The organism is Flavobacterium sp. RSB2_4_14, assembly GCF_051547085.1.
Classification (GTDB): Bacteria; Bacteroidota; Bacteroidia; order Flavobacteriales; family Flavobacteriaceae; genus Flavobacterium.
The window spans coordinates 109,239-118,858 of record NZ_JBPTTL010000008.1 but is presented as its reverse complement, the minus strand read 5'-3'; the positions used below and the strand labels follow the sequence as shown (position 1 = coordinate 118,858).

8 protein-coding genes and 1 pseudogene are annotated in these 9,620 nt (G+C 34.9%); 6 read left to right on the top strand and 3 right to left on the bottom strand.

The genetic code is table 11. The features are described 5' to 3' along the window. Positions 1–355 (top strand): T9SS type B sorting domain-containing protein (locus ACSVH2_RS12915; RefSeq protein WP_438093594.1); only part of this gene is annotated, 355 nt, incomplete at its 5' end. 69 nt (positions 356–424) lie between these two features. On the opposite strand, the gene ACSVH2_RS12910 is transcribed toward ACSVH2_RS12915, so the two are convergent. Beyond that, a complete protein-coding gene (locus ACSVH2_RS12910; RefSeq protein ID WP_438093593.1) occupies positions 425–1,687 on the bottom strand; it encodes an aminotransferase class I/II-fold pyridoxal phosphate-dependent enzyme in 1,263 nt (420 codons plus the stop codon). 121 nt (positions 1,688–1,808) lie between these two features. Between ACSVH2_RS12910 and ACSVH2_RS12905 the strand changes: the two genes are divergently transcribed. The 3 genes from ACSVH2_RS12905 (at position 1,809) to ACSVH2_RS12895 (ending at position 5,361) form a co-directional block, all read left to right on the top strand. Then, complete coding sequence (locus ACSVH2_RS12905; protein WP_438093592.1) at positions 1,809–2,378, top strand: non-canonical purine NTP diphosphatase; 570 nt, start codon at positions 1,809–1,811, stop codon at positions 2,376–2,378. A 165-nt stretch (positions 2,379–2,543) separates the two neighbouring features. Beyond that, positions 2,544–4,505 carry a DEAD/DEAH box helicase gene (locus tag ACSVH2_RS12900; RefSeq protein WP_438093591.1) on the top strand — a complete coding sequence of 654 codons (1,962 nt, stop codon included), beginning with the start codon at positions 2,544–2,546 and terminating at the stop codon, positions 4,503–4,505. A gap of 88 nt (positions 4,506–4,593) precedes the next feature. Continuing rightward, positions 4,594–5,361: a carboxypeptidase-like regulatory domain-containing protein gene (locus tag ACSVH2_RS12895; protein ID WP_438093590.1), complete on the top strand. Its 768-nt coding sequence runs from the start codon at positions 4,594–4,596 to the stop codon at positions 5,359–5,361. Here the strand turns inward: ACSVH2_RS12895 and ACSVH2_RS12890 are convergent. Further along, on the bottom strand, positions 5,358–6,023 hold the full coding sequence (locus ACSVH2_RS12890) for a TrmH family RNA methyltransferase (RefSeq protein ID WP_438093589.1): 666 nt from the start codon (positions 6,021–6,023) through the stop codon (positions 5,358–5,360). The genes ACSVH2_RS12895 and ACSVH2_RS12890 overlap by 4 nt on opposite strands. Before the next feature lie 60 nt (positions 6,024–6,083). On the opposite strand from ACSVH2_RS12890, the pseudogene ACSVH2_RS12885 reads away from it, so the two are divergent. Continuing rightward, positions 6,084–6,780: pseudogene (locus ACSVH2_RS12885) on the top strand (SIR2 family NAD-dependent protein deacylase). 76 nt (positions 6,781–6,856) lie between these two features. Further along, positions 6,857–8,200 (top strand): adenylosuccinate lyase, encoded by a 1,344-nt coding sequence (gene purB, locus ACSVH2_RS12880; RefSeq protein WP_438093588.1) that lies wholly within the window; start codon positions 6,857–6,859, stop codon positions 8,198–8,200. A 52-nt stretch (positions 8,201–8,252) separates the two neighbouring features. On the opposite strand, the gene ACSVH2_RS12875 is transcribed toward purB, so the two are convergent. Then, positions 8,253–9,566 carry an ammonium transporter gene (locus ACSVH2_RS12875; RefSeq protein ID WP_438093587.1) on the bottom strand — a complete coding sequence of 438 codons (1,314 nt, stop codon included), beginning with the start codon at positions 9,564–9,566 and terminating at the stop codon, positions 8,253–8,255. Positions 9,567–9,620: the final 54 nt, after the last annotated feature.

Sequence of the window (9,620 nt, the reverse complement as noted above, 5' to 3'; positions counted from 1 at the left end):
GAGTTTAGGCAGTCATGTCATCCATGTTTGGGATACCGAAGGCGGCATTTACAGCTGTGAAGAACTGATTATCCAAGACGTTCAAATCATCGATTACCCACATTACTTCACCCCAAATGGAGATGGTATACACGATACTTGGAATATTGTTGGACTAGCAGGACAACCATCAGCTAAGATATACATCTTTGACCGCTACGGAAAACTAATCAAACAGCTCAGTTCCACAGGAACTGGATGGGATGGTACCTACAACGGCCAACTGTTACCTTCGACCGATTACTGGTTTACTGTAGATTATATAGAACAAAACGTAGCCAAACAGTTTAAAGCGCATTTCTCATTGAAGAGATAGAGAATAAGTAAATAAAAAAAGCCATCTCAATATAATTGAGATGGCTTTTTTAATTGTTTAAATATTATATTAAGCGTCTAAATCAACTTTAGTAGCATCTGCAATCTTTTTATAAGTTCCGTTAACCAGTTTTTCTCTAATAGCTTCAAAAGCAGTCAATGTTTCTTCCACATCTTCTAAAGTGTGAGAAGACGTTGGTATCATTCTTAGTAATATAATTCCTTTAGGAATTACAGGATAAATAACAATTGACAAGAAAATTCCATAATTTTCTCTCAAATCATTTACCATGACCATAGCTTCTGGAACGGTACCTTCAAGATAAACTGGAGTAACACAAGTATTAGTGTCTCCAATATTAAAGTTTCTTGCTCTTAATCCGTTTTGTAATGCGTTTACATTTTCCCAAAGTTTGTCTTTCAATCCTGGATTGTCTCTCAACAATTGTAATCTTTTCAAAGCACCAACAGTTTGAATCATTGGTAATGCTTTGGCAAACATTTGTGAACGCAAATTATATTTTAAATAATCAATAATGTCTTTATCGGCAGCAAGGAATGCTCCAATACTAGCCATTGATTTTGCAAAGGTTGAGAAATAAACATCAATTTGGTCTTGAACTCCTTGCTCTTCACCAGCACCAGCACCAGTTTTACCTAAAGTACCAAAACCGTGAGCATCATCTACTAGAAGACGGAAATTGTATTTCTTTTTCATTTCCACAATTTCTTTCAACTTACCTTGTTGACCACGCATTCCAAAAACACCTTCGGTAATGAAAAGTATTCCGCCACCAGTTTCAGTGGCCATTTTTGTAGCACGTTGCAGATTTTTCTCCATGCTTTCGATATCGTTGTGCTTGTAGGTAAATCGTTTGCCACTATGCAAACGCACACCATCAATAATACAAGCATGTGCATCAACATCATATACAATAATATCGTTTCGGGTAACCAAAGCGTCAATACATGACATTATACCTTGGTAACCAAAATTTAATAAATAAGCAGATTCTTTTTGAACAAATGCAGCTAACTCGTTTTCTAATTGTTCGTGAGCATCAGTATGTCCACTCATCATTCGAGCACCCATTGGATAAGCAGCGCCATATTGTACAGCAGCATCCGCATCGGCTTGACGCACTTCAGGATGATTGGCAAGTCCAAGATAATCATTCAAACTCCAGTTTAAAATATCTTTTCCGTGGAATTTCATTCTTGGTCCTAATTCTCCTTCTAATTTTGGAAATACGAAATACCCTTCTGCTTGTGACGCCCATTTTCCTAAAGGCCCTTTATTGTTTTGTATTCTTTCGAATAAATCTTTTACCATAATTTGTTATAGTTTTAAAACGGTGCAAAAATAGTAATAAAATTTATTTATTTTAAAGATTGTCAAATATGTTTTTTAGCACTTTTCTTCATTTATATTTGTGTCATTAATTTGTATAGCTATGCAACTCGTTTTCGCCTCTAATAACAAAAACAAAATCAAAGAAATTCAAATTTTATTACCGTCAACTATTCAATTATTGAGTTTAGAAGACATAGGTTGTTTTGAAGAAATTCCAGAAACTGAAAATACCATTGAAGGTAATGCCATGCAAAAAGCAAATTATGTTACTGAAAAGTATGGATTCAATTGTTTTGCCGATGACACTGGACTTGAAGTGGAATCTTTAAACGGTGAACCTGGCGTTTTTTCGGCACGATATGCAGGTGAACAAAAAGATGCTAACGATAATATGGATAAATTATTAGCTAACTTAAAAGATAAACCCAATAGAAACGCACAATTTAAAACGGTTATTTGTTTGAATCTTGATGGTGAACAACATCTTTTTAAAGGGATAATTAAAGGACAAATTATAGAAAAAAAAGTAGGTACCAATGGTTTTGGATATGACCCCATTTTTGTTGCAGAAGGTTATGATAAAACCTTTGCTGAGTTGACTTTAGAGGAAAAATCTAGAATTAGCCATCGTGGTTTGGCAGTGAAGCAGTTGGTTGACTTTTTAAGGTAGTTTTCAGTTTTCAGTCGCAGTTTTTAGTCACAGGTTACACTTTGCAATCAACTAAATACTGCGACTGATAACTGTAAATTTTGTAACACCTTAGATATCAATAAATAACAAATTAGTTTATGTGGTATTTAAAAAGTATCTTTGCACCAAATTTTAAAATACAATATGAATAAATTTGAACAATTAGGTCTGAATGAATCGTTACTGCTGGCGATCAAAGATCTAGGATTTGAGAATCCGTCAGAAGTGCAACAAAAAGCGATTCCAGTACTATTGGAACAAAACACAGACTTAGTAGCTTTAGCACAAACAGGAACAGGGAAAACGGCAGCTTTTGGTTTTCCGCTAATACAAAAAATAGATGCTGAAGACAGAAGTACACAAGCGCTAATTTTATCACCAACGCGTGAACTTTGCTTACAAATCACCAACGAGATTAAACAATACTCAAAATATGTAAAAGGTTTACATACAGTGGCAGTTTATGGTGGTGCAAGCATTACAGAACAAGCCAGAGAGATTAAACGTGGAGCACAAATTATTGTGGCCACTCCAGGTAGAATGCAAGACATGATTAATCGTGGTCTTGTAAACATTAAAAACATTAATTTCTGTATTCTTGATGAAGCAGATGAGATGTTGAACATGGGATTTTATGAAGACATTGTATCCATTTTATCGGATACTCCAGACGAGAAAAACACTTGGTTATTCTCTGCAACAATGCCTACAGAGGTAGCAAGAATTGCTAAAAAATTCATGCATGATCCAGCCGAAGTAACTGTTGGAAGTAAAAACTCAGGAACAGCAACAGTTTCACACGAATTTTATTGTGTGAATGCTCGCGATCGTTACGAAGCGTTAAAAAGATTGGCCGATGCTAATCCAGATATCTTTTCAGTAGTATTTTGTAGAACCAAACGTGATACACAAGCGGTAGCTGAAAAATTGATTGAAGATGGATATAACGCTGCAGCTTTGCATGGAGATTTATCTCAAGCGCAGCGTGATGGTGTTATGAAATCTTTCCGTGGACGACAAATTCAAATGCTTGTGGCTACTGATGTTGCGGCACGTGGAATTGACGTTGATAATATTACTCACGTAGTAAATTATCAATTACCAGATGAAATCGAAACTTATACACACCGTTCAGGTAGAACAGGTCGTGCAGGTAAATTAGGAACATCTATAGTAATTATTACTAAAAGTGAACTGCGTAAAATATCTACTATAGAGAGAATTATTCAACAAAAATTTGAAGAGAAAACTATTCCTTCTGGAATTGAAATCTGTGAAATTCAGTTGTTGCATTTAGCCAATAAAATTAAAGATACTGAAGTTGATCACGAAATTGATAGTTATTTACCAGCCATCAATGAAGTACTTAATGGTTTATCTAAAGAAGAATTGATTAAGAAAATGGTTTCTGTTGAGTTCAATAGATTTATCAATTACTACAAAAAGAAACGTGATTTATCAGGTGAAAAAGGTGGTGAAAGAAGTGAACGTAGTTCAGAGCCAAGAGAAATTAGAGCTGGTGATCCAGTTCGTTATTTCGTAAACATTGGTTCTAGAGATGATTTCGATTGGATGCAATTGAAAGATTTCTTAAAAGAAACTCTAGATTTAGGTCGTGATGACGTTTTCAAAGTAGATGTTAAAGAAGGTTTCTCTTTCTTTAATACAGATGGAGAGCATACCGAAAAAGTAATGTCAATTCTTAACGGATATGACATGAACGGAAGAAGAATAAACGTTGAAATTTCTAAAAACGACGGTGGAAGCAGAGAAAGACGTGATCACAACGGAAGAAGTGGTGGCGGAGAACGCAGAGGCGGATTTGGTGGTGGCAGAAGTGCTGCACCAAGAAGCGGTAGCGGAAGCTTTGGTCCAAGATCTGATAGAGGAGAAAGAAGCTCATCGCCAAGACGTGAAGGTGGTTTTTCGTCAGACAGACCAGCAAGAGAAGGTGGTTTTAGAAGTGATAGAGGTGCTGCTCCAAGAAGAGAGCCAGGTTCATCTCAAAGAGAAGGAATTGCACCAAGACGTTCTGAAGGAAATACTGATAGACCAGCTGGACGTTCATTTGATGATGCAAAAGCAAGAAGACCTAGAAAAAGTTAACAACATTTGTTAATTTTGTTCTAATTCTAAATACAAACTGTAAAATATCTTAAAAGAGTTTCATACTTTTAAACCATCAAAAATGGCCATGAGATATTTTACAGTTTTCTTTTTATTTTTACTTTCCCTTACTGCATTTGCACAGACCAATCCAATTGCTCAAAAAGTTACCGGAACTATTGTAAATGATAATAATTTGTTACCAATTGCTAATGTAAACGTAATTAATATCAACAAAGTAAAAGGTGTTGTTACCAATTCAAGAGGTTTTTTTGAACTTGAAGTTAGCGTGAGTGATACACTTCATATTTCACTTTTAGGATATCAATCTTTGAGAGTTAGAGTGACCAATGACTGGTTGAAAAATGGTACGGCAAAAATTCTCTTAACAGAAAAAGCCATAGCACTTGAAGAAATTATTGTTAAGAAATACGATTTAACGGGTTATCTAGAAATCGATTCTAAACTTATTCCCGAAAAAGAAAATTATCGCTACAGTATTTCAGGTTTACCACAAGCCTACGAAGCAGGAGAAAGTTCACCAAATGCTTTTACTCGTGTTTTAGGTTCTATCTTCAATCCCGCCGATATGTTGTATAATTTCTTTGGTAATAAGCCCACAGAGCTCAAGAGACTTAAGGCGATGAAAAAGGATGATACCGTTCGAAATCTTTTGGAGTCAAAGTTTGATAGAGAAACCATTGCGGCACTTTTGGGTGTAGACAAAAAAGAAATTGCCGAAATTCTACAGCGTTGTAATTATTCCGAATCCTTTATCCAAACGGCGAATGATTTACAAATCATGGATGCTATTAGCGAATGCTATGAGCAGTATAAGGTTTTGAAAAAGAATTAACTATTATTTTTTTCAAAATAATACCTTTCCTCAATCCGCTTTATATCTTTTATAGTATTCTTTGCCCAAAGTAATCGTTTTTCTAATACTTCTAAATCTGTCAGTTTCCAATTGACATTAGATTGGCGTAGGCGAGTGGTAATGTCTTGAATAATTATCGCTGCCGAAACGGATATATTTAAACTTTCGGTAAAACCTACCATGGGAATTTTTAAAAAACCATCGGCTTGTTCCATTACTTCCTGAGAAAGTCCTTCTTTTTCAGTTCCAAAAAACAAAGCACTTTTTTTAGTTACATCAAATTCGTGTAGCAGACAAGAGTCATTGTGAGGCGTTGTGGCAATGATTTGATAACCTTTATTTTTAAGTGTTTGAATACAGTTTGATATGTTTTCAAACTTGTTAATATCAACCCATTTTTGTGCACCCATGGCAATTTCTTTATCAATATTTTTGCCAAAGCGTTGTTCCACAATATTGATTTCTTGAATACCAAACACTTCACAACTTCGCATCACAGCACTTGTATTGTGAAACTGAAAAATATCTTCAACGGCAATCGTAAAGTGATTAGTGCGATTGTCCAATACTTTTTGAAAACGTTCTTTACGGTTCTCTGTCAAAAAATCTTCTAGATAATTGAGATATTCTAAGTCAATCATGATAATAGTTTTGCCAAAAATAACAAAAATGCGTAGCTTTAAATCCAAATTATAATTAGGATGAAGAAATTAGTGGTTCTGACTGGCCGGAATTTCTGCTGAAAGTGGTATTAAAACTTTTCGGGATGCGGATGGATTATGGGAAGGTCACAATGTTATGGATGTAGCTTCGCCTGAAGGTTGGCATAGAAATAGTACATTAGTTTTAGATTTTTACAATCAAAGACGAAGACAGTTACATGAGGTAAAACCTAACTTAGGACATATTACTTTAGCTCAATTAGAAAATGATTTTGATGTTCATATTATCACTCAAAATGTGGACAATCTTCACGAACAAGCTGGAAGCACAAAGGTTTTACATTTGCATGGTGAATTATTAAAAGTGCGAAGTGTTAATCCCGAAGCTTCGGGAGAAAACTATATTCTTGATTGGTATGATGATTTAAATCTTGGTGATGTTGATAATAACGGAAATCAATTGCGTCCGCATATTGTTTGGTTTGGCGAAGCAGTTCCTGCATTAGATGAAGCGATTGAGATTACACAATCCGCAGATTATTTAGCAATTATAGGAACTTCAATGCAGGTTTATCCTGCGGCAGGATTAGTACACTATGCCAAAAAAAATGTTCCCATATTTTACATAGATCCAAAACCAGCAACCATTTCTGATTTAATAAATCCTATAGAAATTATTCCTATGAATGCTACAGAAGGCGTTCCGATGTTAAGAGAAATGCTTAAGAAATTTTGATAAAAAACTGAATACTACTTACTGAACACTGAACACTATTCCTTACTTTTGCATCACAACAAAAACAACACAACAAATGTCACTGACTACACTAAATGCCATTTCACCAATTGACGGACGATATAGAAAGAACACTAAATCATTGGCTACTTTTTTCTCTGAAGAAGCGTTAATTAGATACAGAGTTTTAGTTGAGATAGAATATTTTATCGCTTTATGTGATAGTGATTTACCTCAATTAAAAAATGTAAACAGAAACAGTTATGAATCTCTTAGAAATGTCTATTTAAATTTCACTACCGAAGATGCTTTGGTAATTAAGGAAACCGAGAAAACAACCAATCATGATGTAAAAGCAGTTGAGTATTTTATCAAGGATAAATTTGAAGCACTTGGTTTAAGTGAGTTCAAAGAATTCATTCATTTCGGATTAACATCTCAAGATATTAACAACACGGCTATTCCACTTTCAACTAAAGAAGCTTTTGAACAAGTTTATTTACCAAGTTTAATTGGGTTAATTACTAAGTTAAAAGAATTAAGTGTTGAATGGAAGGACATTCCAATGTTAGCCAGAACACACGGTCAGCCAGCATCTCCAACGCGTTTAGGAAAAGAAATATTGGTTTTTGATGAGCGCTTGGAAGAGCAAATGCGATTGTTATTTAATATTCCTTTTGCAGCTAAATTTGGTGGTGCCACTGGAAATTTCAATGCACATCATGTGGCTTATCCAAATGTAGATTGGAAACAATTTGGAACCACCTTTGTAGAAAATACATTAGGACTACAGCATTCATTTCCAACAACACAAATAGAACATTACGATCATTTTGCGGCATTTTTTGATGCCTTAAAAAGAATTAATACCATTGTTATTGATTTGGATAGAGACATTTGGACTTATGTATCCATGGATTATTTCAAACAAAAAATTAAAGAAGGAGAAATTGGTTCTTCGGCAATGCCACACAAAGTAAATCCTATTGATTTTGAAAACTCGGAAGGGAATTTAGGAATTGCCAATGCTATTTTTGAACATCTTTCGGCCAAACTACCTGTTTCTAGATTACAACGTGACTTGACTGATAGTACGGTTTTGAGAAATATAGGAGTTCCTTTTGGTCATACACTCATAGCATTTGACTCTACGTTGAAAGGATTGAATAAATTGTTGTTAAACGAACCAAAGTTTGCAGAAGATTTAGAAAAAAATTGGGCAGTAGTTGCCGAAGCTATTCAAACTATTTTGCGACGCGAAGGGTATCCAAATCCTTATGAAGCGTTGAAAGGATTGACGCGAACCAACGCTGCTATCACTAAAGAATCGATTCATAAATTTATTGGAACTTTACAAGTTTCTGATGAAATTAAAGCAGAATTGATGCAAATTTCACCAAGTAATTATTTAGGTATATAACTTGATTAGTCAAAAAAAAGCTGCTAAATTAATTTTTTAGCAGCTTTTCATTTTATAAGTATTCGCCATGTTGCGTGATGTCTAAACCTAGTTCTTCTTTGTCTTCACTTACTCGCAATCTTGAGATTTTGTTGGTAATATAAAAAAGAGCATAAGATGCTGTGAAAGCAAAAATAGATACACAAACCAAAGCAGTCATTTGATTTAAAAATAATTTAGTTTCTCCAAATAGCAATCCTTGATCTACAACTGCTGGATTTATTACTTTTGAGGCAAAAACACCCGTCAAAATCATTCCTGTCATACCACCAACACCATGGCAGGCAAAAACATCAAGCGCATCATCTATCTTTCCTTTCGGAAATTTACTTACTGCAAAATTGCTAACAATACTAGACACTATTCCAATGGTTATAGCATGTGCAATACTAACATAACCTGCTGCTGGAGTAATAGCTACTAAACCCACAACAGCACCAATACATGCTCCCATTGCAGAAAGTTTGTGTCCTAATATTTTATCCAAGAAAACCCAAGCCATTGAAGCCGCAGCTGCAGCTACGGTTGTAGTTCCTAATGCTTGTGTAGCAAGACCATTTGCTCCCATAGCTGAACCTGCATTGAAACCAAACCAACCAAACCAAAGTAATCCTGTGCCCAATAAAACATAGGTAATTCGGGCAGGATTTGTTTTTTGATTTTTTCTTTTTCCTAAAAAAATAGCTCCAGCCAATGCAGCCCAACCAGCACTCATGTGTACCACAGTTCCGCCAGCAAAATCTAAAACTCCCATTTTAAAGAATATCCCATCAGGATGCCAAGTGCAATGAGCAAGTGGCGTATAAACAAATAGAATAAACAAAACCATAAACAATAAGTACGACCAAAAACGAATTCTTTCAGCAAAGGCACCGGTAATAAGCGCTGGTGTAATTATAGCAAACTTAACTTGAAAAAGAGCAAACAATAGCAAAGGAATTGTTGGAGCCAACGGCCAAGTTGAAGTAGTTCCAACATTATTAAAAAATAAATTTGGGATAGGATTTCCAATAAATCCGCCTATTGATGGACCAAAACACAACCCATATGCAACAACAATCCATAACAAACTAACGATTACCATTGCCATAAAACTTTGAAGCATAGTGCTAATTACGTTTTTCTTTCCAACCATTCCGCCATAAAAAAAGCCCAAACCTGGTGTCATTAATAAAACCAAAGCTGTTGCAACAATCATCCAGGCTGTATCGCCAGTATCAAACTTTATTGCTTCAGATGGAATTGGATTGTCGGGTAGGATAACATTAGAAAAAAAGGATAATGCCAAAATGGCTAGAAGAATTACACTTAAAATAATTTTTCGCATCGTGTTTAGTTTTTTACAAAAATATATATATTAACGAATAACCCATTAAAAAAA